Source organism: Oceanobacillus sp. GQ8 (genome assembly GCF_059758495.1).
On the sequence record NZ_JCAXEV010000003.1, the window covers coordinates 533788 to 559555 of the forward strand.

Below are 25768 nucleotides of genomic sequence, written 5' to 3' on the forward strand. Positions count from 1 at the left end.
ACATATTACTAACAGAGGTGAAGAACATGGAATTAGCTGAAATAAGAAATGAATTAGATAAATTAAATACCCGAATAGAGAACTTTAGGGGGTCCCTTTGACCTAGATAATAAAAAGGCACGTATCCAAGAACTTGAACTAGAAATGGCTGATCCAGGATTTTGGGATGATCAGGAAGCTGCTCAAAAAGTAATAAACGAAGTAAATGGATTGAAAAGCTATTCGGAAAACTTTGAAGCATTAGAAGAGAGAATTGAGAATCTAGAAGTATCGTATGAGCTTGTAAAAGAGGAAAACGATCAAGAGCTTTTTCAGGAGTTATCAGGAGAGATGGCAGAAATTATCTCCGATGTAAATGAGTTTGAATTGTTAATGCTTTTAAGTGAGCCATATGACGCCAATAATGCTATTTTAGAGCTTCATCCAGGTGCAGGGGGAACAGAATCCCAGGATTGGGCAAGCATGCTGTTGCGAATGTACCAACGCTGGGCCGAAGCAAAAGATTTCAAAGTGGAAATGCTCGATTATCTTGCGGGAGAAGAAGCTGGTGTTAAAAGTGTAACCCTTCTTATTAAAGGCCATAATGCCTACGGTTATTTGAAGGCAGAAAAAGGGGTTCATCGACTTGTTAGAATATCACCATTTGATTCTTCTGGCCGACGACATACCTCCTTTGCTTCCTGTGATATTATGCCAGAAATGTCAGATGACGTGGATATCGATATTAGAACAGAAGATCTTAAAGTGGACACGTACAGAGCAAGTGGTGCAGGTGGCCAGCATGTTAATACCACAGACTCGGCTGTTCGTATTACACATGTACCGACAAATGTTATCGTTACCTGTCAAAATGAGCGGTCGCAAATTAAAAATAGGGAAGCTGCAATGAAGATGTTAAAGTCTAAATTGTACCAACTGGAAATTGAAAAGCAACAACAAGAACTAGCTGAAATTCGTGGAGAACAGAAGGAAATTGGTTGGGGAAGCCAGATTCGCTCTTATGTGTTTCATCCATATTCTATGGTAAAAGATCATCGTACAAATACCGAAATGGGGAATACGCAGGCTGTTATGGATGGCGAAATCGATCCATTTATTGATGCATACCTACGTTCCCGGATGGGATAGAACTAAGAGTTTGCTTGTCTTAGTCTAGTGCTACGTTTCATTTATATTCTCACTAAGGTATTGTCATAAATTTGTTACAAACTGAAATAGCCTTATCCTAGTTGGTTTTCTAACCATATTTTTCTATAAGGTTTGGTGGATGGATCTGTAATAAGCAGTTTTAAAAATAGCAAATAGGATATAATAACCCTTGAAACGTAAAATTAAGTTTATAAGGGGGTAACTATGCTATGAAAAAATGGTTATTTACCGTACTATTTGGATCTGCCCTTGTATTAGGAGCCTGTGGTGGTGGAGATGATTCTTCAGAAGAACCAGCAGACGATGGGGCAACAGAAGAAGGTGCTAATCAAGGTGAAGAAAGTGAAGGTGGCACCGTTGATACTGCAGCTGCAGAAGAAGCTTTCCAGAGCAACTGTTCTAGCTGTCACGGAGCCGATTTATCTGGTGGAGTAGGTCCTGCTTTAACCAATGTAGGATCAAAGCATTCGGCAGATGAAATTGCAGATATTATTAAAAATGGACAAGGTTCAATGCCTGCTGGACAAGCAAGCGGAGACGATGTTGAGCTTCTGGCAAATTGGTTAGCTGAAAAGAAATAAAGGATAAAGGTCTAAATGCTTACTAAGCGTTAGGCCTTTTTTTATGTTCAGAAAAATATATGTAACAAACGTCAAAAAAGCAATGTTTTGATCGAATATTACTTGTAATAGAGCGGGAAAAATACATGTTCCTACAACTACTGACAATTAATACCATGCGTGTAACATTGAAATACAAATGTAATAATTTTATGTCTAAAAATCGTGGCGAAAGATGTTATACTAAGTAAGTATTGCGTACATAAACTCCGAACGAAAGTTGTTAATGGGGTAGAACACAGCCAAGTAGAAGTTAACCAAAAAAGCAAAGGTGATTATATGATATTAATGAACGATGTATATAAGACATATGCCAATGGTGTTACTGCACTAAATGGCATTAGTATTGATATAAAGCAGGGTGAGTTTGTCTATATTGTCGGTCCAAGTGGTGCTGGGAAATCTACATTTATTAAATTGATTTACCGAGAAGTAAAACCGACCAAAGGTAGCATTCTAATTAATGACATTAATATAGGTGACATTAAAGAAAAGCGAATCCCACTTTTAAGACGGGATATAGGCGTAATCTTTCAGGACTTTAAATTGCTTCCTAAACTAACAGTCTATGAAAACATCGCGTTTGCTTTAGAAGTTATTGAGGAATCTCCACGTAAAATCCGCACCCGTGTGATGGACGTATTAGATCTTGTAGGATTAAAGAATAAAGCAAGATTTATTCCGGATGAGCTATCAGGGGGAGAACAACAGCGAGTATCTATTGCCCGGGCAATAGTCAACAATCCTAAGATTGTTATCGCAGATGAGCCTACAGGTAACTTGGATCCGGATACTTCTTGGGGGATTATGAAGACCTTTGAAGAGATTAATGCTAGAGGCACAACCATTCTAATGGCGACCCACAGCAAAGAAATTGTAAACACAATCAAGAAACGTGTCATTGCAATCGAGGATGGCTTAATTGCACGAGACGAACACCGAGGTGACTACGGCTATGAAATTTAAAACAATAATGCGACATCTACGGGAAGGTTTCAAAAATATAGCCCGAAACGGTTGGATGACGGTAGCATCTGTGGGGGCTGTTACCACAACGTTAATTTTGGTTGGAGCATTCCTGGCCCTCATGTTAAACCTGAATCAAATGGCAGATAACATAGAAGAAGACGTAGAAATCAGTACATTGATTGACTTGACATTAAATGAAGAAGAAATCACAGAACTAGGCAATGAGATAGAACAGATTAATGGTGTACAGACGGTCGTCTTTTCATCAAAAGATGATGAACTCGCAAACCTTATTGAAAGCATGGGAGATGAAGGACGGTCCTGGGAATTATTTGAACAGGATAACCCTCTAAACCACGTCTATGTCGTTAAAACAGCTGACCCAGAAGACACAATAGATGTTGCAAATCAAATAAGTGATCTAGATGGGGTACAAGAAGTGAGTTATGGTAAAGGCGTAGTTGAAAGATTATTTACCTTTACTGAATACGCAAGAAATATTGGATTGGCTTTAATCATCGGACTAGTATTTACAGCAATATTCCTAATCTCAAATACAATTAAAATTACAATTATGGCACGTAGTAGAGAAATTGGTATTATGAAACTCGTTGGAGCAACAAATGGATTTATCAGATGGCCGTTCATTATTGAGGGGTTAATGCTTGGTATATTAGGATCTATCATTCCAATCGGAGTAATCCTTACAGGCTATTACTATCTGGCGAACAATGTAAGTGAACGTATCTCATACAGCTTTGTAGAAATATTACCATTTAATCCATTTGCATGGCAGCTTTCCCTAATTATCCTGGGAATCGGCGCTTTTATTGGAATATGGGGTAGTGTGATGAGTGTACGTAAATTCCTAAAAGTCTAGCTCGATTTATCCCGGTGCAACCGTCCGTAAGACTCCGATTTCAAAACATGAAGTGTAACAAGATGTTTAAGTGGGAGTAAACGGACGCTAACACCCCGATTCGTTCAACTAAAAATCATTGGGGGATTTAAGTTTCACTTTATAAAAAATACCATTATTGTACAGAGGGAAGGGGAAAGCAAAACAATGAAAAAGTATGCTTCATTAATGCTTGCAACAACACTGGCAGTCACCGGCATTTCCTTTAGTGGGAATACAGCTTCAGCAGAATCAATTGATGGACTTGAAAACAAAATCAACGAATTAGAAAAAGAACAGAGTGAATTAAAAGAGCAACAAGGAAGTATTTCAGGTGATAAGAGTGATACAGAAGGCAAAATGGACGAGAATGAAGAAGAACAGAGTACAGTTGACAGCCAAATTAAATCAATTGACGACAAGTTAACGAAAACACAAAATGATATTGCAACAAAAGAACAAGAAATCACATCAACAAATGATGAAATTAAAAAGTTAGAAGATAGAATGATAGAGTTAAAAGAAGAAATAAAGGTATTGAAAGAACGAATTAAAGAGCGGGACGAGCTTATTAAAAAACGACTACGCGCGATTCAAAAGAGTGGCGGAGATATGAAATATATCGAAGTTATTCTAGGTTCAAAAAGCTTTGGAGATTTTATCAACCGAAGCTCTGCGGTTAATACAATAATGGATCAAGATAAAACCATTTTAGAAGAACAACAGGCTGATAAAGATTCCCTTGAGGCTAACAAGGCGGAAGTAGAAGAAAATAAGGCATCAGTTGAGAAAAAGAAAGTTGCGTTAGAAGGACAAAAAGAAGAACTTGTAGCACTTAAAGATGATTTGGCTGACCAAAAAGATCAAAAGAAAACATTAATGGCCAAATTAGAAAAAGAGTATACGGATCTTGAAGAATACAAAATTAGCCTTGAAGATGAGCAACAGATTCTAGCTGCACAGGCTGAGGCTGTGGAAAAAGCTAAGAATTTAGCAGAATCAGAAAAAGGTGAATTAGAGCAATTGGCACGTGAAGAAGCAGCAAGAAAAGAAGCTGAAAAGAAAGAAGCAGAGAAGAGACAGGCTGAACAAGCAAAAGCAGCTTCTTCAAAGACTGCGTCTGCCTCATCCTCTTCGTCAAACTCTAGTTCTAGTACAGGTAGCACTTCATCAACTCCGTCAAGTAGTGGTAGCGGGTTGTTTATCTGGCCAGCAGCTGGTCCTAAGACATCTGACTACGGAATGAGACACCATCCAATTCAGGGAATTGATAAATTACATGCAGGTATGGATATTGGTGCTTCAACTGGAACGCCATTAAAAGCTGCAGCTAGCGGTGTTGTTATTCGTGCAGGCTGGATGAGCGGATATGGTAATACAATTATGATTACCCATAATTTAAACGGTAAAACCTATACTACTCTTTATGCACATTTGAGCAGTATTTCTGTATCAGCAGGTCAAACCGTTTCACAAGGACAAAATATTGGAAAAACTGGGAATTCAGGCGGTTCTACAGGTCCCCACCTACACTTTGAAGTACATGAAGGTGGATGGAACGCGGCTAAAAGTAATTCCGTTAATCCAGCGAAATTCTTTTAATAAATATACATTTTATAAAGACATCACCCACTTGGTGTGATGTCTTTTTCTTCTATTTTATTAAATGCAGTTCATAAATCGTCGGAGAAAACCATAGTCATATGTAGAAGATAATGGTATGCTTTTGTACAATAGGATGTAACATAATATCAGACAAATAACTATCGAGGTGGAAAAATGAGTTTGAAAAAATCACATATTATCCTGCTGCTTCTTTTAGCCCTCGTTCTTGGATTTGCGGGTGCCTATATGGGTGTTCAACTGGCAGACCAGGGTGGCAATAGTGAGGAAACTACCGAACAAGGTGAAGAGACAAGTCCGAGTTCAGAACAAATAAGCGGTACTGAGTTAGAGAAGGTGGAACAAGCCTTTTCCCTCATTAAAGATAATTACTTAGAAGAAGTAGAGGATAAGCAGCTAGTAGAAGGCGCCATTCAGGGGATGTTATCCACATTAGAAGACCCATACAGCTCCTATATGGATGTAGACACGATGGCGCAGTTTAATGAACAGATTGAGTCCTCGTTTGAAGGGATTGGTGCTGAGGTTAGCATGGTAAATAACATGGTAACCATTGTAGCGCCGATAAAGGACTCTCCTGCTGAAAAAGCAGGTCTGCGTCCAAATGATCAAGTTTTAAGCGTTGATGGGGAAAGTGTGGAAGGACTAGATTTAAATGAAGCTGTGGCTAAAATACGTGGTGAGAAAGGTTCAGAGGTTGTCTTGAAAATTCAACGGCCTGGATCTTCAGAAGCTTTTGAAATGACAATTGTCCGTGACACCATCCCACTTGAAACAGTGTACAACAGCATTGAAGAAATAGATGGTAAGAAAACAGGAGTTTTAGAAGTAACGAACTTCTCTGAACATACAGCCCAAGAATTCTCAGAACAGCTGACAACGCTTGAAGAGGAAGGGATAGAAGGGTTGGTTATTGATGTCCGAGGAAATCCGGGTGGACTCTTAACAGCTGTAGAGGATATGCTCAAAGAGTTTGTGCCAAAGGATATGCCATATCTACAAATTGAAGATAGGGACGGTAAGAAAACACCTTATTTCTCAGAACTTGATGAGAAAAAAGACTATCCAATAAGTGTTGTTATAGATGAAGGAAGTGCTTCTGCATCCGAAATTTTAGCTGTGGCCATGAAAGAAACGGGCTATGACATTGTTGGGCAGAAAAGCTTTGGAAAAGGTACCGTCCAACAGGCAGTGCCAATGGGTGATGGAAGTTCTATTAAGTTAACGTTCTATAAATGGCTATCTCCAGATGGGAAATCTGTCCATGAAAAAGGGATTGAGCCTACTGTAGAAGTAAAGCAAGCCGACTATTTCTACACGAATCCGATTCAAATTGAGGAACCATTAGCTTACGACCAGACAGATGATACAATTGAAAATGTCCAAATTATGCTTGATGGACTCGGTTATGAACCAGGTAGAACAGATGGATACTTCAGTAAAGAAACACAATCTGCAGTAAATAACTTCCAGGAAGACAATGAGTTAGATGTGACTGGAAAAGTTGATGAAGAAACTGCTGGCTTAATTGAAGCACAAATTATTGATAAGATTCGCAATGGCGAAGATGACAAACAGTTAGAGAAAGCATTAGAAGAACTATACTAGTAAGCCAAGAAGGGCAAGGAATTTTACATTTCCTTGCTCTTTTTCTATGTTTTCCTAAAAGAGATGGGATCCATTATCCAATTTAGCAAATTTCTATTAACCATCGGGTTTGTATACTAACCTTCTCTATTATATGGTAAAATTATTTCATAACCGAATTTGAATATGCACAAAAGCAATATACTAGTTCAGATAGAGCAGAAGAGGTGGTCGTTATGGTAGAAGCATGGCTGATTGAGCTTGCGAAAGGAATGGCCAAGCTATTTATAAACCCGTTACTATATTGGTCTATAATCGTTTTGTTACTTGCCGGCTATAGGCGGATTAAACGAGAAAGGCAAAATTTTGGGACGAAAATATTCGATGTATTCTCTGAATGGAAATCTACCTGGCTGTTTTCCATCTTCACAGGATTACTTGTATCTGCACTCATGATTGGTGCAGGGTTTGTGCTATCCTATACATCATTACTGTTATTAAGCGTTGTAGCTATTTTATTCAGTTTAACAGGCAGGTTTATGTTTTTATCTCCCGTTTATACAGTAGGTATTTCTTTCCTGCTATTATTGTTTGTTCCTACCCTTCTGGAAAATCAGCAGTGGATTAGGGAAGACCTTTTCGATCCAATCAATTTGGCAGCATTTCCGGTATTATTGGGAATCTTATTAATTGCAGAAGGTTGCCTGATAAAGCGAACGAACATGAGAGATACATATCCAGGTTTATCGCTTAGTAACCGCGGGATCTGGGTCGGAGAACATCATCTTAAAAAGCTGGCAATCATTCCATTTTTTCTTCTCCTCCCATCTGGCTTGATTACACCATTTGCTGATTACTGGCCGTATGTTTCTTTTGGTGAACAAACCTATAGCCTTATTCTATTTCCCTTTTTGCTTGGGATAGATTATAAGGTTCGCGGAAGGTACCCAAAAGAAGCTGCTGACAAATTAGCCATGCCAATTATATTATTAGGAATAGGCACGACAGCAATTGCAATCGGAGGCGTCTTTTTTGCCCCACTGTCTCTTGCTGCTGTTATGGTAACGATTTTTGGAAAAGAATATATAAATTATCGCCACCGTAATAGTGAAAGATTGAGAAGATGTTATTTTCATCCAATGAATAATGGGTTAAAGGTGCTTGGAGTTATTCCCATGACCCCTGCAGACCGATTAGGAATTAAAGTGGGAGAAAACATAATGAAAGTAAATGGGCAAATGGTAAACAGTATTGATTCTTTTTATCAGTCGCTTCAGGCAAGCGGTGCTTATTTTAAATTAGACATCGAGGACTTAAATGGTGAAATACGATTTGTTCAAGGTGCGCTCTATCAAGGAGATCATCATGAATTGGGAATCCTTTTTAGTGATACCCCATACCGTCGAAAGCAAGCTTAATAAATAAAGTGTAACTTCAATCAGTGGGGGTTTTCATTCTTCCCCCACTGATTGTTAGTTGAACGAATCGGGGTGTTAGCGTCCGTTTACTCCCACTAAAAACTAACTGTTTCACCTCATGTTTTGAAGTGGGAGTCTTACGGACGATTGCACCGGGGTAAACGGTAATGACCGGACATTCGGAAGAAATCGAGTGTCCGGTCATTTTAATTAGAATGGCCAAAAGTTAAAATCCATATTATTCCTTCAATAATTTAGCTAAGTTCATCAAAAACTATTTATAAGTTTAGAGAATGGAATGGGTACAATGATGAAAAGCTATTTAATGGATGCATGGAGCTATCTTGATCCAATTTACTATAGGTGCACAAGATTACAGTATTTGCAGGAGGCAAATAAATCAAATACAATCCTGCGTGTACGCTTAACTCGCTACAAAGGTAAGAAGATAATCTTGCAGGATGGAACAATTATTCAGAAGAATGATCTGTTACTTAAAATTCATTTGCATAATGTGAGGATGCTGAGAGAGCTTGAAGGTGTTACTAGTGAAATGAAAAGAGCGGTATATATATATCATATGATGAAACAATCCTTACCAAGACTCGCAGCATATCTATCAGCACATCAGAAATGTGAACAAATTAAAGGGGTAATCGGGATTACCTTCTTAAATAGTGGCGTAAATCGACTTGGTTTTGAGATTAGTCCCATTCATAGCAAGTTATATCTCACATACAAAAAAATAACGCTTATCCCCATTAATGTAATGGCGGGGAAAAAGCGTATGGACAAGGATCCTATTTATTTGTTTATGTCAAAGCAAAACTTACTTCAATTGTATCAGTAGGCCTTAATTGTATGAAACGTGATTTCCGGCCGACTGCCTATTCGAATATTAAAACCGGTTTGTCCTAATCCTTCACTAATGTAAAAAGGGCTTCCATGCTGCATATGCAATCCTTTGATAATATTTTTTCTAGCGAGTTTTCCCATCTTTACTAGGTGATATGCTTTAGGATAGCAGATTTGGCCGCCATGAAAATGTCCTGCAAGTAGGTAATCAAATGATTGTTCATTCATTTCAAGAACTATCGTTGGGTCATGTGTTAAAACAAGATTCATGCCAGTTGGAATATCATGAAAGGCTTGTGCAAGATTACTTCTATTTGTGCTGTAATCATCTATACCAATAATATTTAGTGCTTGATTGCCCACTCTTACCGTTTTATTTTGATTTTGAAGAACGGTGCAGTCAAAGTCCAGCAGCGTACGTTTTAAGTGAGTAAGGTCATCTTCCTTCAATACATAGTCATGGTTACCTAAAACAGCATACATGCCGTACTTTGGCTGTAATTTATGCAATACACGCAGATAAGGACGTAATTTCGGAATTGACCTTTTTCTATCAAGAAAATCGCCTGTGAGAGCTATAAGATCAGGTGTTTCACCCATTAATTTTTGCTCTAATTCTTGAGGGGTTATCGAGATGTTCTCTAAGTGTAAATCTGATAAATGAAGAATAGAAAGGGAAGAAAGATTTGCTGCCTTTCCTGAGTCAATATTTATTTTATTCAGTTGAATATCCTTTGTATTCATATATGCTTTATAGAATAAAAACGAGGTTACGATTAGTATAATGCCAATTGCTAGATAGGTCATGGTATATCGCCTCCTGCATTATTATATCATGCGAAAAGTGGGTAAATCATTGGTAATTAGCGGTATATATTAGGCCAGAGGAGTTGAGGGAAATGGAGAAAAAAGCGTTATTTCTACCATTCATGAATATGGCTTCAGGACATCATCATGTAGCAGACACGCTAATGGAGGAAACAGCTAAGCTAGAGGAAAATATAAATACGAGCAAGGTAGATATCCTTTCTTATAGTTATGGAGCAGTAGAAAAATTGGTATCGTCATTTTATATGAAATGGATCCATCTTTTTCCGAGTTCTTATGATTGGCTTTACTACCATTTAGCATATCGAAATGTTGCCAAGCGTAGCCGCCACCTACATTATGAGCTTCTCTTTAAGCTATATATGCAAAAACTACTGGCTAGTAAAAATCCCTCGCTCTTGTTCTGCACCCATGCTTTGCCTTCAAATATCACGTCTATGCTAAAGGAAAAGGGAAAATTAAATGCCATAACAGTAAATGTATACACTGATTTTTTTGTGAATAAAGTATGGGGCATTAACGGAATAGACTATCATTTAGTCCCATCCCATACTGTGAAAGACTTCCTTATTCAACTAGGGGTAGATGAAGAACGCATTTACCTAACTGGAATTCCGGTCCATTCCGTATTTAAAGAATCCGTTCCCAATCGAAAAGACACTGGGAATTATGCTGTGCTCGTAACGGGAGGAAACATGGGGGCAGGATCAATGGAAAAGCTGCTACCACAAAACGAGGCTTCAACCATTTGTTACTATATTCTTTGCGGCAACAATGGTAAACTTTACAAAAAACTTCTAGCAAGGAAACATGAGCGGCTAATACCTATACCTTATATTAACAGTAAGCATGATATGAACGCTTTGTATGACAAGGTGGACGCTGTACTAACAAAACCGGGTGGGGTCACGATTAGTGAGTGTCTGATGAAACAAAAGCCGATTTTTGTTAGTCATGGACTTCCAGGACAGGAAAGAATTAATATGCAAGAATTGGAAAAGCATGGTCTGATGCTGACCTTGTCGCGTGATAAAACTGTGGAGGAGCAAATTGTTAGTTACCTGGAAGATGAAACAACAATGCAGAGGTATAGACAACGGGTAGGAGAATACCACGAGAATCTTGATAAACGAGATATGGGTGAGATAATCCTAGATATATTGAATAAAGAACATTAGCTAACTAGCTAATGTTTTTTACGGTAGAAAGCAATGATCTACTGCTTTATGATATTTCACTATGGAAAAAGGGTATAATGCTAAGATAAGCAAAGCATAAATATCGAATATTTGTTCGTGTTTATGTTATAATTACAACGTTGTATGATAAAATAAAAATATGGCCATATAAGAATATTCGGCTTTTTTCAATTCTTTGTTGTTAGTTGTTCTAGTAGTGCATTGTAGGCAACTTTTTTTGGGAATAGCCTCTTAATATAAGAGTTTTAGATAGATTATCACGTGAACGGAGGTAAAATGTGAACAATACATTTGAATTAGTATCAAGCTATGAGCCTGGCGGAGACCAGCCTAAAGCGATTAAAGAAATTATAGATAAAATTATGAAGGGGCAGCGGCATCAGACGTTGCTAGGCGCTACGGGGACAGGGAAGACATTTACAATGTCAAATGTGGTAAAGGAAATTAACCGTCCTACATTAGTAATTGCCCACAATAAGACACTTGCCGGTCAGCTCTATAGTGAATTTAAAGAGTTCTTTCCCAATAATGCAGTAGAGTATTTTGTAAGCTATTATGATTATTATCAGCCAGAAGCCTATGTACCTTCCACAGATACATTCATCGAAAAAGATGCAAGTATTAATGATGAAATTGATAAGCTTCGTCACTCGGCAACATCAGCTTTATTTGAACGAAATGATGTTTTAGTTGTTGCCAGTGTATCGTGTATTTATGGCTTGGGTTCTCCTGAAGAATACAAAAGCCACGTTCTTTCTCTTCGGGTAGGAATGGAGAAGGAAAGGGATCAGCTGTTGCGCGAACTTGTTGATGTTCAGTACGCAAGAAATGATATTAATTTTCAACGCGGGACCTTCAGGGTAAGAGGGGACTCTGTGGAAATTATACCAGCCTCAAAAGAAGAGCATTGTCTTCGAGTAGAATTTTTTGGAGACGAAATTGATCGTATACGTGAAGTAGATGCATTAACAGGCGAAATTATTGGTGACAGAGAGCATATTGCTATTTTCCCGGCTTCCCACTTTGTTACAAGGGAAGAAAAAATGAAGAAAGCTATCAGAAACATCGAAAAGGAATTAGAAGAACGCCTAACAGAGTTACGTGAAAATGACAAGCTATTGGAAGCGCAACGCTTAGAACAACGAACACATTATGATTTGGAAATGATGAATGAAATGGGCTTTTGTTCGGGAATCGAGAACTATTCCAGACATCTTACACTCCGTGAGCAAGGAGCTACACCATATACGCTCATCGATTTCTTTCCGGATGATTTCCTAGTCGTAGTTGATGAATCCCATGTTACACTTCCGCAAATAAGAGGAATGTATAATGGAGACCAAGCCAGAAAACAAGTGTTAGTAGATCACGGCTTTCGATTGCCGTCTGCAATGGATAACCGACCATTAAAGTTTGGCGAGTTCGAGGAAAAGACGAAGCAACTCGTTTATGTTTCTGCAACCCCAGGGCCTTACGAGCTAGAACATTCACCACAAATGACGGAGCAGATTATCAGACCTACAGGGCTACTTGATCCTGAAGTGGAAATAAGACCAATAGATGGACAGATTGATGATCTTCTAGCAGAAATCAACATACGCTCAGAAAAAAATGAACGTGTCCTTGTTACGACATTAACGAAGAAAATGTCAGAAGACCTTACGGATTATATGAAAGAAATTGGCATTAAAGTAGCCTATCTGCATTCAGAGATAAAGACACTGGAGCGTATTGAGATTATTCGAGATCTTCGCGTTGGGAAATATGATGTTCTTATAGGAATTAACCTACTTCGTGAAGGGCTTGATATTCCTGAGGTATCGCTCGTCGCAATCCTAGATGCGGATAAAGAAGGATTCCTTCGTTCAGAGCGGTCTTTGATACAGACAATGGGCCGGGCGGCTCGTAATGAAAACGGTCGGGTTATTATGTATGCTGATAAAGTGACAAAATCAATGGATATCGCAATTAGCGAAACCAATCGACGTCGGGAAAAGCAGCAGGCATATAATGAGGAGCAGGGCATAACCCCGACAACCATTAAAAAAGAGGTGCGGGACGTTATTCGCGCTACGATTGCTGCAGAAGATCAGCCAGAATATGAAAGCAAAGCAAAGAGCTTAACCAAGCTATCCAAAGACGAGAAAGAAAAAGTAATCGGTCAGATGGAAAAGGAAATGAAGGAAGCTGCCAAGTCGCTTGATTTTGAAAAAGCAGCTGAGCTTCGTGATGTGATACTAGAACTTAAAGCAGGAAGGTGATGGTAAAATGCCTAGTAAATCAATCCAGATTCAAGGAGCAAGGGCCCATAATTTAAAAAACATTGATGTAACAATTCCTAAAAACAAACTTGTAGTCATGACAGGACTGTCAGGATCCGGAAAGTCCTCCCTTGCCTTCGATACCATCTATGCTGAAGGACAACGCAGATATGTCGAATCACTTTCCGCCTATGCACGACAGTTTTTAGGCCAGATGGATAAACCAGATGTTGACGCAATCGAAGGTCTCTCTCCAGCCATTTCAATTGATCAAAAAACAACGAGTAAGAACCCGCGGTCAACGGTTGGAACGGTTACGGAGATTTATGATTATTTACGGTTGCTTTATGCCCGTGTGGGGCATCCTGTTTGTCCGAACCATGGTGTTGAGATCACCTCTCAAACAGTGCAACAGATGGTAGACCGCATATTGGAATATCCTGAGAGAACGAAATTGCAAATTCTTGCGCCTGTTGTATCTGGTCGTAAAGGAGAGCATGTTAAAACGCTCGAAAAGCTTCGACAAGAGGGGTATGTACGTATCCGTGTTGACAAGGAAATGCGCGAGGTTTCTGAGGATATTAAATTGGAAAAAAATAAGAAACACTCCATAGAAGTAGTGGTAGATAGAATCGTAGTAAAGGATGGCATTGCCGGACGCTTAAGTGATTCAATAGAAACGGCATTAGGTCTTGGTGATGGAAAGATTATCGTGGACGTAATGGGCGAAGAGGAACTAACTTTTAGTGAAAATTTTGCTTGCCCTATTTGTGGTTTTTCAATAGGTGAACTTGAGCCACGCCTGTTCTCATTTAACAGTCCATATGGTGCTTGTCCAACCTGTGACGGTTTAGGAACGAAGCTTGAGGTGGATCTAGATCTAGTTATTCCAGATTGGAATTTAACTCTTAATCAGCATGCAATTGCCGCATGGGAGCCGATTAGCTCTCAGTACTACCCACAACTACTTAAAAGTGTTTGTGAACATTTTAAAATAGATATGGACAAACCTGTGAAAAAAATACCACAAGAAAAAATGGATATTATTCTTCATGGAAGTGGGAAAGAAAAGATCCGTTTCCATTATGTTAATGAATTTGGGAATGTAAGAGACAATCAAATTCAATTTGAAGGAGTATTAAATAATGTAGCACGTCGATATCGTGAAACTTCTTCTGATTTTATAAGGGAATCATTAGAAAAATACATGGGACAGAAGCACTGTCCGACATGTAAAGGGTACCGGTTAAAGCGTGAGGCTCTTGCCGTAAAGGTTAATGACTTGCATATTAGCAATGTTACGGACTTTTCTATAATGGAAGCAAAGGACTTCTTCGAGACGCTCCCATTATCGGATAAAGAGAAGCAGATTGCCAAAATGATACTAAAAGAGATTTGCAATCGTCTTGAGTTCTTAAATAATGTTGGTTTAGACTATCTAACTTTATCTCGAGCTGCGGGGACATTATCAGGTGGAGAGGCCCAACGAATCAGGTTAGCAACCCAAATCGGCTCTGCACTAACTGGGGTGCTTTACGTATTGGATGAGCCATCCATTGGCCTGCATCAACGAGACAATGATCGCTTAATTGATACCTTAAAACGTATGCGTGATCTGGATAATACGTTGATTGTAGTGGAGCATGATGAAGATACAATGATGGCTGCCGATTGGCTTATTGATATTGGACCTGGTGCTGGGGAACATGGTGGTAATATTGTCGCCAGTGGCACACCTGAAACGGTTATGAAAGTCAAAAACTCGCTTACAGGACAATACTTATCTGGAGAGCAATTCGTCGCACTACCAACTAAACGAAGAAAAACCGATAAACGAGCTATCGAGGTGGTAGGGGCTGAGGAAAATAACCTGAAGAAAGTATCAGCTAAATTCCCAATTGGTTTAATGACGGTTGTTACAGGAGTTTCAGGATCAGGTAAAAGTACGCTTGTAAATGAGATACTTTACAAGTCCCTCGCCAAAGAGCTTTATCGAGGAAAGCATAAGCCAGGAAAGCATAAGGCAGTAAAAGGGATCGAGCATATTGAAAAGGTGATCGATATCGATCAGTCGCCGATCGGAAGAACGCCACGATCTAACCCAGCTACGTATACTGGTGTATTCGATGATATTCGTGATGTGTTTGCTCAAACGAATGAGGCAAAGGTACGGGGGTATAAAAAGGGTAGATTTAGCTTTAATGTGAAAGGTGGGCGCTGTGAAGCCTGCCGTGGAGACGGCATTATAAAAATTGAAATGCATTTTCTTCCTGATGTATATGTACCATGTGAAGTCTGTCACGGGAAACGATATAACCGTGAAACACTGGAAGTAAAATATAAAGGTAAAAATATTGCAGATGTGTTAGAACTAACAGTAGAGGATGCGCTTGACTTCTTTGCTAACATACCGAAAATTAAACGCAAGTTGCAAACCATTTTTGACGTTGGTTTAGGGTATGTGCGATTGGGACAGCCTGCAACCACTTTATCTGGTGGGGAAGCTCAGCGTGTGAAACTAGCTAGTGAATTACACCGTCGTTCCAACGGAAAGTCTTTCTATATTCTTGATGAACCAACAACTGGTCTTCATGTTGACGATATTAAACGTCTTATAGCGGTTTTACAGCGACTTGTTGATAACGGAGATACCGTTTTAATTATCGAGCATAACCTTGATGTTATTAAAACAGCAGACCATATTGTCGATCTTGGACCTGAAGGTGGAGACAGAGGCGGGCAGATTATTGCCAAAGGAACACCAGAACAAATTGTGAAGGTAGAGGCATCCTATACAGGTAAGTATCTAAAACCAGTGCTGGAAAGAGATCGGAAACGAATGGAAGATAGTATTACAACAAAAGAAAAAGCAACAGCAAAATAGAATGGACAACGAAGAACGGCCAGTTTGTGGATAGCTATTACTGGCCGTTTTTTTATTTCCTCGTATCAATGTTTTGACGGTACCCAATCATTTCGATAAGCTAAGTAGAGAAGCGTAGTAGGAGGAACAAATAATGAAGCCAATTAAAATAAATGAAGTACAAGAAAAGCTTGAACGTTTTGTTAACAAAAAAGTCTACGTCCATGTTGAGACAACGAATGGCGCTTACGCAAGCCATTTTAATGATAAGGCATATAATGTCGGGGCATATGTGCGAAATGCTAACGTTACATTCAGCCAAGCAAAGATTGTCGGGGATGGAAAAGTCTTTAGAGCGGGTCTCAAAATGGAAATGGGATGGATTTACGCAGAGGGGCTTACAGACTGGACTATTGAGGATGAAGCAAAATTATTGCTCGCAGGCCATGATCGTGAAGGTAGATTAATGGTTGCTCTGCAAATTAGTGAAACACCTTTCCATTATTAAGGAACGGGTGCATGAAGATTGAATGGAGAAAGGTGAGATACGATGGAAAAACATGTTGTAGTCATATATCCACACCCGGACGATGAGTCATTCGGCGCTGCTGGAACAATATCAAAATTTCGCGAAGAGGGAGTACCTGTAACCTACCTATGTGGAACTTTAGGAGAGATGGGACGTAATATGGGGTCTCCAACGTTTGCAAACAGGGAAACGTTGCCTGAGATTAGAAAGAAAGAACTTATTAATGCTTGTAAAGTGCTTGACATTGATCTGCAAATGCTTGGTTACCGCGACAAGACAGTCGAGTACGAAGACCGTAATGAAGTAGCCAAACATCTCAAAACATTGTTGGAAGAGCTTGATCCAAGCCTCGTTATTACCCATTATCCAGAGCATGCTGTTCATCCAGACCATAACGCACTTGGTGCTGCGGCAATTGAAGCAGTACGCTTGATGGATGAGGGGCAGCGACCTGTAGTATGGGCGCAAGCTATTTCGAGAGACTACCCTGAAGTATTAGGGACACCAGATATTGTAAATGACGTAAGAAAATATTTTGATAAAAAAATGGAAGCTATACTCTGCCATGACTCCCAAGCAGGTGGTATCCTTGGCCAGCTTAAAGAATACAAAACGATGAATAGTCAAGATAAAGATGCAGCAGTAGAACAATTTGGCAAAGAACAATTTTATACGTGGAAATATTAATGGAGAGCTCTTCTGTATTTCATGCAGAAGAGTTTTTTTGAATCCTTTATAGGTGAAACAACGTATAATGTATTATCTCTTACGGATTCTGAAACCAAAGCACTCCAAAGTGAAGCGAGAGCGAAGTGAAGTGAAACCACAGCACTCTAAAGTGAAACAGAACCGCAAAGCGTGAACCCACATCATCGCATAGCGAATCCGAAATGCTCACAATCATAAATCAGGTTTTTTTCAACCCGATCAACTTCTCAAATGTTGTAGACCTTCATTGATTAGCAAGTACTACCAAAGCAAAACATAGTTTATATATCAACAGAGATTGGTATATTATAGAGTGGGAGGAATCATGATGAAAAAGATTTATCGATCGAATACTGAGAGAATGGTAGGGGGAATCTTTGGTGGATTGGCATCATACTTTCGGGTTGATGCGACAATTCTCCGGTTAATTTTTGTCATTTTACTATTTATGAGCTTCTTTACCGTATCTCTTCTATATCTAGTTGCTCTATTTATCATTCCAAAAGAAAGGGAAATGTAACAATGTTTATTCGTTGGATAGTATCTATTGTCTTAAATGCCGTGGCCTTAATCGTAGTGTCACTGTTATTCGATTCATTCGAGTTGAAAGGATTCGGAGCGGCTGTGTTAGCGAGTTTTATCCTATCAATCTTAAATGTCATTATAAAACCAATCCTCGTTATCCTCACCTTGCCAATTACGGTTCTTTCACTTGGACTGTTTCTTTTTGTTATAAATGCTATTACGTTAATGATAGCACAGGGACTTATGGGGAGCAGTTTTATTATTGGGGGATTCGGTACTGCGTTAATCGCTGCCGTCATATTGGCAATTCTCAATTTGTTACTTAATAGCTTGATTAAAGATTCCGTTAAATCGTAGGCGCACAGTCTACGATTTCTGTTTGGCGTATGCTACAATAAAGTGTATCTATTCTGTTGGGAAGAATACGAAACCTTACAGGATGGAGATAATAAAATAAATGACGCTTAATTAGCTAGGGGGATATACTGGATGTCGACAGTGCGCACGAAAGATTTACTTGAACATTTTAATTTAGAGCTAGTTGCTGGCAAGGACGGCATACATAGAGAAATTACCACGAGTGATATTTCCAGACCTGGTATCGAAATGACCGGGTATTTTAAATATTACCCAAAAGAAAGATTGCAGCTTATTGGGAAGACAGAAATGGCTTACTTTATGGAATTAAGCGATGCAGAGAAGAGAGATCGTGCCATAAATTTATGCACAGATATCACGCCTGGAATTGTGATTTCAAGGGGGATGGATATACCTGAGGCATTAGTAGAAGCAGCAAATGATTCTGGTGTGCCTATTTTACACTCTCCAAGAAAGACAACACGGGTTATTAGCCGATTAACCAATTATCTTGAAACTAAATTTGCTCCATTTACTGCGATTCATGGTGTACTTGTAGATATATATGGAGTAGGCGTACTTATTACTGGCCAAAGTGGTGTAGGGAAAAGTGAAACGGCATTGGAACTCGTTAAACGCGGGCATAGACTTGTTGCTGATGATAGTGTAGAAATAAGGCAGGAAGACTATGACAGCCTTGTAGGAAATTCACCACCACTTATTGAACATCTATTAGAGATCCGTGGCCTAGGGATTATTAATGTGATGACATTGTTTGGCGCCGGCTCAGTTAGAAGTCATAAGAAGATTTCGCTTATCATTAACCTGGAAATTTGGGATCAGAAGAAACAATATGACCGCCTTGGTCTTGATGAGGACAAAATGAGAATCATGGAAGTGGACATTCCGAAAGCCACTATTCCAGTTCGTCCTGGTAGAAACCTGGCCGTTATTATTGAAGTTGCAGCAATGAACTTTCGTTTGAAAAGAATGGGAGTTAATGCAGCTGAGGAATTTTCAGAACGGCTGACTACAATGATAAAAAATGAAAAGGATGAAACCGAATAGGAGGGTTCACTATGCTATTTACCGCAGCTCCTTTGGACAGGGTCTTTTTTGAACTAGGCCCATTGACTGTTTATTGGTATGGAGTAATTATTGCGACAGGTGCATTTTTAGGGCTATATTTAGCAACAAGAGAAGCGGATCGACTTGGGTTAAAAAAGGATTTGATCATAGACTTTATCGTGTTTGCAATCCCTATAGCGATATTATGTGCAAGAATTTACTATGTCGTATTTGAATGGGACCGCTATGCAAACGGACCATGGACTGATATTTTTGCCATCTGGGAAGGCGGAATTGCAATCCATGGGGCCGTGATAGGTGGCGTACTTACCGCTATTGTATATGCTAAGTATCGTGATATTACATTTTGGCAGATTGCAGATATCATTGCACCAAGTTTAATTCTTGGTCAAGCGATTGGTCGCTGGGGAAATTTCATGAATCAAGAGGCACATGGACACGAAGTCTCAAGTGCTGCCTATGATAATTTCTTGCAGTACCTTCCTGATTTTATAATGAACCAAATGACGATAGATGGTGTCATGTATCATCCGACATTTTTATATGAATCAGTTTGGAATATACTCGTCTTTGCCTTTTTACTCGTACTAAGAAAATATAACCCATTACGAGGTGAAGTTTTCTTAAGCTATGCCATTACATATTCAATCGGCCGCTTCTTTATTGAAGGAATGAGAACAGATAGCTTGTATGCATTTGCTGGTTTGCGTCAGGCACAATTATTGTCCGTTTTCCTCATCGTAGTTGCCATACTACTTATCATCTATCGCAGGAAAATAGGAGTAAAGGAACACTATAAGGATGTTCCTGTTCCTCCAAAGAAAAAGAATAAGAAAAAGAAGAAATAACTATTTGTAGAAAGAAGGGGATGAAATGTCTGGTATTGTATATCGTGGTTTTCAACAGGGGCTGACAACAACCTGGACATTAGGAAAAGTTATTTTCCCCATCACATTATTGATTACGATTTTACAATTCACCCCCGTACTACCGTGGATTATCGAAATGTTAACACCGGTCATGGGATTATTGGGTCTATCAGGGGAAGCAGCTGTGCCGCTAGTTCTAGGGAACTCCCTAAACTTATATGCTGGGATTGCAGCAATTGTATCCTTTGATTTTACGGTAAAGGAAGTATTTATTCTAGCGGTCATGCTATCTTTTTCACATAATCTGTTTATTGAATCTGCTGTTGCCTCAAAAGTTGGTGTAAGCTGGTGGCTTATCGTTGGAATTAGAATAGGGCTGGCCTTACTAGGCGGGCTATTGATTAATTTAATTTGGCACGGGGGAGCAGATCAAGCGCAGTATGGATTAATACAGTCCGCGGACACTGTGCCAGTTGGCTGGGGAGAGATTGCCCTTCAAGGAATGCAAACTGCATTAATGGCTGTCGTCCAGCTTGGATTGATTGTCATTCCGCTAATGATCATCATGCAGTTTATGCGAGAAAAAGGTTGGTTAGCAATGCTATCCAACAAACTGGCTCCAAGCATGAGATTTTTAGGGATGGAAAAGAATACTTCGATGACCATGGTTGCTGGTCTTACAATTGGGCTAGCATATGGTGCAGGCCTTATGATTCAAGCCGTGAAGGAGGACAATGTCTCGAAAAAAGATATGTCCCTTGCACTCATTTTTCTTGTAGCTTGTCATGCTGTCATTGAAGATACACTTATTTTTATTCCTTTAGGCATCCCAGTCTGGCCGCTCTTATTAATACGGCTAGCAACTGCTATCTTATTAACAATGACAATTGCAATTATATGGAATCGACTAGAGAAAAAGAAACGGAAGGAAACAAACCAACATGAGCATTCGTACAATACTTTTTGATTTAGATGGAACATTAATTGATACCAATGAATTAATCATTGCTTCCTTTATGCATACCTTTTCGCATTATAGTATGACCTACACAAGGGAAGAGGTGGTCCAGTTTAATGGACCACCATTACTTGATACATTTCAAAAAATTGCTCCGGACCTAGCAGAAGAAATGGTTAAAACATATCGTGCTCATAATTTAACCGTCCATGATAGCTATGTGACAGCCTTTCCTCATGTTACAGAGACAATTGCAGCTTTAAAAAAGCAAGGGCTCAAGCTAGGAATAGTATCGACCAAGATGAGGAAGGGTGTAAACATGGGGCTTGCTCTTACCGGGTTGGATACGTACATGGACACCATTATAACGTTGGATGATGTTGAACATGCTAAACCACACCCAGAACCAGTGCTTAAGGCTGTTCAAGCATTAGGGGCTGATTTGAAGACAACTTTAATGGTCGGAGATAACTACCATGATATTGAGTCTGGGCAAAATGCTGGTGTGAAAACAGCAGGTGTTGCCTGGTCTGATAAAGGAAGCTCTTTCTTGGAAAGCTATCATCCTACCTATATGCTGAAAGATATGCGTGATTTACTTCAACTTACAGAGGTGTAAAGGATGCGAAGAACCAAACGTTACCAGGTGGAAGATTCTAATTCGCTTTGGCAAATCTATAAAACAGTTCCTTTTTTAAAGGTAGTTAAAAACTTTGTGGTCATTCAAATTGCCAGGTATACACCCTTTTTAGGGATGAAAAACTGGCTGTATCGCAATTTTTTAAAGATGAAGATAGGAAAGCAAACAGCATTTGCTCTTATGGTTATGCCTGATATTATGTTTCCTGAAAAGATCACAATTGGGACAAATAGTGTTATTGGGTATAATACGACTATCTTGGCACATGAATATTTAATTAAGGAATATCGGATTGGAGAAGTTGAAATTGGAAGTAATGTGCTGATCGGCGCAAATACGACCATTCTGCCTGGTGTTACGATTGGGGACGGTGCAGTGGTCTCCGCTGCAACGCTAGTACATAAAGATGTACCAGAAGGCGCTTTTGTCGGGGGTAATCCAATGAAACTGATATACTCAAAAGTGGAAATGGAGAAACGTCAAATAGACACATGAAGTAGGTGGAAATAATGAACTCTCCTGCAGGGATATTGCCAGCAATACGTAAAATGAAGGATTTCGATTTTGCATTGGAAACATCTTATGAAAGCATCGTCTTTCTAGAAACAAGGCTGGCACAGCTTAAAAGTCTTGTGGAATATACAAAGCGTGCCAATAAAAAAGCGTTGGTTCACTTTGATTTAATCCAGGGGCTTAGAGCGGATGATTACGCTATGGAATTTTTATTGAGGGAAATTAAACCAGATGGCATTCTTTCTACAAGGACGAATGTCATCTCGATGGCCAAAAAGAATAACCTATTAGCGATTCAACGAGTGTTTTTGTTAGATAGTTTAGCTCTGGAGCATAATATAAAGTTAATTAATCGGACAAAACCTGACTGTATTGAAGTGTTACCAGGTTTGATACCAGAAATGATAACTTACATCCATGAGCAGACAAACATACCTGTAATAGCTGGGGGACTAATTAAGACAAAAGAAGAGGTAGATATGGCATTAGCAGCGGGAGCAATAGCCGTTTCGACGTCGAATAAATCACTTTGGTAATCCTTAAAAGGAACCTTTATAGGTTTCTTTTTTTCATTAACCAGGAAGCAATGACGAAAGTCCCACGAACAAGAAAAACGTCTCCATTCGCTAGTAGCCGATCGAATCCGAGTTTTCTCTACCTTTATTAGTTTCCAATTTATTAAAACCCTGATGTGTAATCTCTGAAAATTGTGGAATAACATATATATATTGTTATTGGGGGAGATGTCATGTCAGAGTTTGCTGGAGAAGTAATTGGGACGATGATTCTTGTTATCTTCGGTACTGGCGTAGTAGCTGGTACCTCATTGAAAAACACCCTTTCAGAAGGTGCTGGCTGGGTACTTGTGACGTTTGCTTGGGGGCTAGGTGTCGCAATGGGTGTCTATGCAGTTGGAAATATAACAGGAGCTCATTTAAATCCTGCCGTTACCTTAGGGCTCGCATCTGTGGGAGATTTTCCTTGGAGTAAAGTCCCACTTTATATTACAGCACAGATGATTGGTGGTATCATTGGCGCAATCATAGTATTTTTTCACTATTTGCCACACTGGAGAAGTACGACAGACCCAGGAGCGAAGTTAGGGGTTTTTAGTACCGGTCCAGCGATTTCCAGTCCAATCGCAAATTTAATAAGTGAGGTCATTGGCACCTTCGTATTGGTAATGGGAATTTTATTTATTGGGGCACATGAATTCACTGAAGGTTTAAACCCACTCATTGTTGGTCTGCTTATTGTTGTGATCGGTATGTCACTTGGTGGGACAACTGGTTATGCCATTAATCCGGCCAGAGATTTGGGACCTAGAATAGCCCATGCATTCCTGCCAATACCAGGTAAAGGGGGATCAAACTGGAGTTATTCTTGGATCCCTGTTCTAGGACCGGCACTTGGAGGAATCTATGGGGGGCTTTTTTATCAAGCAATTTTTGAGACAAACCCAACCGTAGTATTTTGGGTAGTGAGTGCTATCATACTTATTTTATTTGGGGTAGGTTTACAACAGGAATTAAAAAAACCTACTAGCCAGAGTTAATTATTAAAAGAGGAGAGTTTATAATGGGAAAATACATTTTAGCATTAGATCAGGGAACTACCAGCTCAAAAGCTGTTATATTTGATCAAGAGGGAAAAGTTGTAGAAACTGGCCAACGTGAATTCGAGCAGCATTTCACAAAACCAGGATGGGTAGAACATGATGCGAATGAGATTTGGACATCTATGTTATCTAGTATTTCAGAGGCAATGCGAAAGAGTGATATTGAGCCAGAAGACATCGCTGGAATTGGTATAACAAACCAACGAGAAACAACCGTTGTTTGGGACCGAAAAACCGGAAAGCCAATTTACCGAGCAATAGTATGGCAGTCACGTCAAACTGCTGAAATCTGTAATGAACTGCGCGAGGCTGGTCATAATGAGCTGTTCCGTGATAAGACAGGTTTGCTTATTGATCCATATTTTGCTGGAACCAAGGTAAAATGGATATTGGATAATGTAGATGGTGCAAGGGAAAAAGCAGATAATGGAGAATTAATGTTTGGCACGATTGATACATGGCTTGTTTACAAGTTAACTGGCGGAGAACAACATATAACGGATTATTCAAATGCATCAAGAACACTTATGTACAATATCTATGACTTAGAATGGGATGAAGAATTACTTGATATTCTTGGTGTCCCGAAATCCATGCTACCAGAGGTAAAGCAGTCTTCTGAAGTATATGGAAAAACAGTAAACTATCATTTCTTTGGACATGAAGTACCAATTGCTGGTATTGCTGGAGATCAGCATGCTGCTCTATTCGGTCAGGCATGTTTTGAAAAAGGGATGGCAAAAAATACGTATGGGACAGGCGGCTTTATGCTGATGAATACAGGAGAAGAGGGTGTTAAGTCTGAAAATGGCTTGTTAACAACACTCGCATGGGGGATTGATGGAAAGGTAGAATATGCCCTCGAAGGAAGTATATTTGTTTCCGGATCGGCAATTCAGTGGCTTCGTGATGGCTTAGAAATTATTAAAGATGCCAAGGAGACAGAATCCCTTGCTACAAATGTGGAAGACACTGGCGGGGTATATGTCGTCCCAGCGTTTGTTGGGTTAGGTACACCATATTGGGATAGTGATGTTAGAGGTGCGGTGTTTGGTCTGACTCGTGGGACAAAGAAGGAACACTTAGTACGTGCTACACTGGAGTCTCTCACCTATCAGACACGCGATGTATTAGATGTAATGAAAGATGATTCGGGTATTGATGTGAAAACATTACGTGTTGATGGTGGCGCTGTTAAGAATGACTTCCTTGTCCAATTCCAAAGCAATATACTCGGACTTCAAGTAGAGCGTCCGGTTATCACAGAGACAACAGCACTTGGTGCAGCCTATTTGGCAGGACTTGCTGTTGGCTTCTGGGAAAGCAAAGAGGAAATCGCAAATCAATGGAAAGTTGATAAAACGTTTGAATCGGAGATTAATGAGGATGAAAGAGAACAGCTTTATGATGGCTGGAAAAAAGCTGTAAAGGCGGCACAGGCATTTAAATAAGTAGATATCGTTGAGAGGAAGGGATAGACTCTCTTAATCTGCTACAGACCATTAACATATTGCTATACTTCCAATTAGAGCTATGTTATAATGAATTTAAGTTAATAATCTCGGACGGAGAAATGGAGAAACCGCGAACACGCTAATCATAAATTGATTAGTGTGCTTTGCGGTTTTTTGTTTGCCTGAAGAGCAATTTTTCTGGGGAAAAGTACATTAGAATACGAAAAATAGGGTATTT

The 25768-nt window shown here is 39.4% G+C and carries 24 protein-coding genes; 23 read left to right on the forward strand and 1 reads right to left on the reverse strand.

The annotated features are described in order from the left end of the window. Positions 1-26: 26 nt before the first annotated feature. The 8 genes from prfB (at position 27) to AC6CHS_RS11500 (ending at position 9114) form a co-directional block, all read left to right on the forward strand. Positions 27-1128 (forward strand): peptide chain release factor 2 gene (gene prfB / locus AC6CHS_RS11465; RefSeq protein WP_498236169.1). Its coding sequence is split into 2 segments (ribosomal slippage): positions 27-98 and positions 100-1128, totalling 1101 coding nucleotides; the frame shifts between segments, so codons are not numbered across the junction. A 230-nt stretch (positions 1129-1358) separates the two neighbouring features. Further along, positions 1359-1730 (forward strand): cytochrome c551, encoded by a 372-nt coding sequence (cccB, locus tag AC6CHS_RS11470; RefSeq protein WP_036575094.1) that lies wholly within the window; start codon positions 1359-1361, stop codon positions 1728-1730. A 318-nt stretch (positions 1731-2048) separates the two neighbouring features. Further along, positions 2049-2735 carry a cell division ATP-binding protein FtsE gene (gene ftsE, locus AC6CHS_RS11475; protein ID WP_036575092.1) on the forward strand — a complete coding sequence of 229 codons (687 nt, stop codon included), beginning with the start codon at positions 2049-2051 and terminating at the stop codon, positions 2733-2735. Then, on the forward strand, positions 2725-3618 hold the full coding sequence (ftsX, locus tag AC6CHS_RS11480) for a permease-like cell division protein FtsX (protein WP_498236171.1): 894 nt from the start codon (positions 2725-2727) through the stop codon (positions 3616-3618). The genes ftsE and ftsX overlap by 11 nt, the downstream gene beginning before the upstream one ends. Before the next feature lie 186 nt (positions 3619-3804). Next, complete coding sequence (locus tag AC6CHS_RS11485) at positions 3805-5238, forward strand: murein hydrolase activator EnvC family protein (RefSeq protein WP_498236173.1); 1434 nt, start codon at positions 3805-3807, stop codon at positions 5236-5238. Between the two features lie 177 nt (positions 5239-5415). After that, the gene (locus AC6CHS_RS11490; protein ID WP_498236174.1) at positions 5416-6867 is read left to right on the forward strand and encodes a S41 family peptidase; all 1452 of its coding nucleotides are present in this window, start codon (positions 5416-5418) and stop codon (positions 6865-6867) included. Positions 6868-7082: 215 nt separating this feature from the next. Then, positions 7083-8264, forward strand: coding sequence for a PDZ domain-containing protein (locus AC6CHS_RS11495; protein ID WP_498236176.1), 1182 nt, complete (start codon positions 7083-7085; stop codon positions 8262-8264). A gap of 298 nt (positions 8265-8562) precedes the next feature. Next, positions 8563-9114 carry a YkoP family protein gene (locus AC6CHS_RS11500; RefSeq protein ID WP_498236178.1) on the forward strand — a complete coding sequence of 184 codons (552 nt, stop codon included), beginning with the start codon at positions 8563-8565 and terminating at the stop codon, positions 9112-9114. Here the strand turns inward: AC6CHS_RS11500 and AC6CHS_RS11505 are convergent. After that, the gene (locus tag AC6CHS_RS11505) at positions 9108-9926 is read right to left on the reverse strand and encodes a metallophosphoesterase (protein ID WP_498236180.1); all 819 of its coding nucleotides are present in this window, start codon (positions 9924-9926) and stop codon (positions 9108-9110) included. The two genes, AC6CHS_RS11500 and AC6CHS_RS11505, sit on opposite strands and share 7 nt — an antisense overlap. 92 nt (positions 9927-10018) lie before the next feature. On the opposite strand from AC6CHS_RS11505, the gene AC6CHS_RS11510 reads away from it, so the two are divergent. The 15 genes from AC6CHS_RS11510 (at position 10019) to glpK (ending at position 25527) form a co-directional block, all read left to right on the forward strand. After that, complete coding sequence (locus AC6CHS_RS11510; RefSeq protein ID WP_498236182.1) at positions 10019-11125, forward strand: MGDG synthase family glycosyltransferase; 1107 nt, start codon at positions 10019-10021, stop codon at positions 11123-11125. A 299-nt stretch (positions 11126-11424) separates the two neighbouring features. Continuing rightward, positions 11425-13407: an excinuclease ABC subunit UvrB gene (gene uvrB / locus AC6CHS_RS11515; RefSeq protein WP_498236183.1), complete on the forward strand. Its 1983-nt coding sequence runs from the start codon at positions 11425-11427 to the stop codon at positions 13405-13407. A 7-nt stretch (positions 13408-13414) separates the two neighbouring features. Next, positions 13415-16291, forward strand: a complete 2877-nt coding sequence (gene uvrA / locus AC6CHS_RS11520) for an excinuclease ABC subunit UvrA (protein ID WP_498236185.1) — start codon at positions 13415-13417, stop codon at positions 16289-16291. 133 nt (positions 16292-16424) lie between these two features. Next, entirely contained in the window at positions 16425-16778 is a 354-nt protein-coding gene (locus AC6CHS_RS11525) for a YojF family protein (RefSeq protein ID WP_498236187.1), read from the forward strand. A 42-nt stretch (positions 16779-16820) separates the two neighbouring features. Continuing rightward, positions 16821-17486 carry a bacillithiol biosynthesis deacetylase BshB2 gene (gene bshB2 / locus AC6CHS_RS11530; protein ID WP_498236188.1) on the forward strand — a complete coding sequence of 222 codons (666 nt, stop codon included), beginning with the start codon at positions 16821-16823 and terminating at the stop codon, positions 17484-17486. A 349-nt stretch (positions 17487-17835) separates the two neighbouring features. Further along, the gene (locus tag AC6CHS_RS11535) at positions 17836-18027 is read left to right on the forward strand and encodes a PspC domain-containing protein (protein WP_498236190.1); all 192 of its coding nucleotides are present in this window, start codon (positions 17836-17838) and stop codon (positions 18025-18027) included. 2 nt (positions 18028-18029) lie between these two features. Beyond that, positions 18030-18389 carry a phage holin family protein gene (locus AC6CHS_RS11540; protein ID WP_498236191.1) on the forward strand — a complete coding sequence of 120 codons (360 nt, stop codon included), beginning with the start codon at positions 18030-18032 and terminating at the stop codon, positions 18387-18389. 132 nt (positions 18390-18521) lie between these two features. Beyond that, on the forward strand, positions 18522-19457 hold the full coding sequence (gene hprK, locus AC6CHS_RS11545) for an HPr(Ser) kinase/phosphatase (protein WP_498236193.1): 936 nt from the start codon (positions 18522-18524) through the stop codon (positions 19455-19457). Between the two features lie 11 nt (positions 19458-19468). Further along, positions 19469-20326, forward strand: coding sequence for a prolipoprotein diacylglyceryl transferase (gene lgt / locus AC6CHS_RS11550; RefSeq protein WP_498236195.1), 858 nt, complete (start codon positions 19469-19471; stop codon positions 20324-20326). A 25-nt stretch (positions 20327-20351) separates the two neighbouring features. Beyond that, positions 20352-21314 (forward strand): nucleoside recognition domain-containing protein, encoded by a 963-nt coding sequence (locus tag AC6CHS_RS11555; protein ID WP_498236196.1) that lies wholly within the window; start codon positions 20352-20354, stop codon positions 21312-21314. Then, a complete protein-coding gene (gene ppaX, locus AC6CHS_RS11560; RefSeq protein WP_498236198.1) occupies positions 21289-21924 on the forward strand; it encodes a pyrophosphatase PpaX in 636 nt (211 codons plus the stop codon). The genes AC6CHS_RS11555 and ppaX overlap by 26 nt, the downstream gene beginning before the upstream one ends. A gap of 3 nt (positions 21925-21927) precedes the next feature. Next, positions 21928-22440, forward strand: a complete 513-nt coding sequence (locus AC6CHS_RS11565; RefSeq protein WP_498236199.1) for an acyltransferase — start codon at positions 21928-21930, stop codon at positions 22438-22440. A 14-nt stretch (positions 22441-22454) separates the two neighbouring features. Further along, complete coding sequence (locus AC6CHS_RS11570) at positions 22455-22994, forward strand: glycerol-3-phosphate responsive antiterminator (protein ID WP_498236201.1); 540 nt, start codon at positions 22455-22457, stop codon at positions 22992-22994. A 212-nt stretch (positions 22995-23206) separates the two neighbouring features. Next, positions 23207-24013, forward strand: a complete 807-nt coding sequence (locus AC6CHS_RS11575; protein WP_498236203.1) for an MIP/aquaporin family protein — start codon at positions 23207-23209, stop codon at positions 24011-24013. A 23-nt stretch (positions 24014-24036) separates the two neighbouring features. Further along, positions 24037-25527, forward strand: coding sequence for a glycerol kinase GlpK (gene glpK, locus AC6CHS_RS11580; RefSeq protein WP_498236205.1), 1491 nt, complete (start codon positions 24037-24039; stop codon positions 25525-25527). Positions 25528-25768: the final 241 nt, after the last annotated feature.

What these genes read in the sequence shown, in the direction of transcription:
- cccB (WP_036575094.1), top strand. Translation starts at nt 1,359, where the DNA reads ATGAAAAAATGGTTATTTACCGTACTATTTGGATCTGCCCTTGTATTA.
- ftsE (WP_036575092.1), top strand. Translation starts at nt 2,049, where the DNA reads ATGATATTAATGAACGATGTATATAAGACATATGCCAATGGTGTTACT.
- ftsX (WP_498236171.1), top strand. Translation starts at nt 2,725, where the DNA reads ATGAAATTTAAAACAATAATGCGACATCTACGGGAAGGTTTCAAAAAT.
- AC6CHS_RS11485 (WP_498236173.1), top strand. Translation starts at nt 3,805, where the DNA reads ATGAAAAAGTATGCTTCATTAATGCTTGCAACAACACTGGCAGTCACC.
- AC6CHS_RS11490 (WP_498236174.1), top strand. Translation starts at nt 5,416, where the DNA reads ATGAGTTTGAAAAAATCACATATTATCCTGCTGCTTCTTTTAGCCCTC.
- AC6CHS_RS11495 (WP_498236176.1), top strand. Translation starts at nt 7,083, where the DNA reads ATGGTAGAAGCATGGCTGATTGAGCTTGCGAAAGGAATGGCCAAGCTA.
- AC6CHS_RS11500 (WP_498236178.1), top strand. Translation starts at nt 8,563, where the DNA reads ATGGGTACAATGATGAAAAGCTATTTAATGGATGCATGGAGCTATCTT.
- AC6CHS_RS11505 (WP_498236180.1), bottom strand. Translation starts at nt 9,926, where the DNA reads ATGACCTATCTAGCAATTGGCATTATACTAATCGTAACCTCGTTTTTA.
- AC6CHS_RS11510 (WP_498236182.1), top strand. Translation starts at nt 10,019, where the DNA reads ATGGAGAAAAAAGCGTTATTTCTACCATTCATGAATATGGCTTCAGGA.
- uvrA (WP_498236185.1), top strand. Translation starts at nt 13,415, where the DNA reads ATGCCTAGTAAATCAATCCAGATTCAAGGAGCAAGGGCCCATAATTTA.
- AC6CHS_RS11525 (WP_498236187.1), top strand. Translation starts at nt 16,425, where the DNA reads ATGAAGCCAATTAAAATAAATGAAGTACAAGAAAAGCTTGAACGTTTT.
- bshB2 (WP_498236188.1), top strand. Translation starts at nt 16,821, where the DNA reads ATGGAAAAACATGTTGTAGTCATATATCCACACCCGGACGATGAGTCA.
- AC6CHS_RS11535 (WP_498236190.1), top strand. Translation starts at nt 17,836, where the DNA reads ATGAAAAAGATTTATCGATCGAATACTGAGAGAATGGTAGGGGGAATC.
- AC6CHS_RS11540 (WP_498236191.1), top strand. Translation starts at nt 18,030, where the DNA reads ATGTTTATTCGTTGGATAGTATCTATTGTCTTAAATGCCGTGGCCTTA.
- hprK (WP_498236193.1), top strand. Translation starts at nt 18,522, where the DNA reads ATGTCGACAGTGCGCACGAAAGATTTACTTGAACATTTTAATTTAGAG.
- lgt (WP_498236195.1), top strand. Translation starts at nt 19,469, where the DNA reads ATGCTATTTACCGCAGCTCCTTTGGACAGGGTCTTTTTTGAACTAGGC.
- AC6CHS_RS11555 (WP_498236196.1), top strand. Translation starts at nt 20,352, where the DNA reads ATGTCTGGTATTGTATATCGTGGTTTTCAACAGGGGCTGACAACAACC.
- ppaX (WP_498236198.1), top strand. Translation starts at nt 21,289, where the DNA reads ATGAGCATTCGTACAATACTTTTTGATTTAGATGGAACATTAATTGAT.
- AC6CHS_RS11565 (WP_498236199.1), top strand. Translation starts at nt 21,928, where the DNA reads ATGCGAAGAACCAAACGTTACCAGGTGGAAGATTCTAATTCGCTTTGG.
- AC6CHS_RS11570 (WP_498236201.1), top strand. Translation starts at nt 22,455, where the DNA reads ATGAACTCTCCTGCAGGGATATTGCCAGCAATACGTAAAATGAAGGAT.
- AC6CHS_RS11575 (WP_498236203.1), top strand. Translation starts at nt 23,207, where the DNA reads ATGTCAGAGTTTGCTGGAGAAGTAATTGGGACGATGATTCTTGTTATC.
- glpK (WP_498236205.1), top strand. Translation starts at nt 24,037, where the DNA reads ATGGGAAAATACATTTTAGCATTAGATCAGGGAACTACCAGCTCAAAA.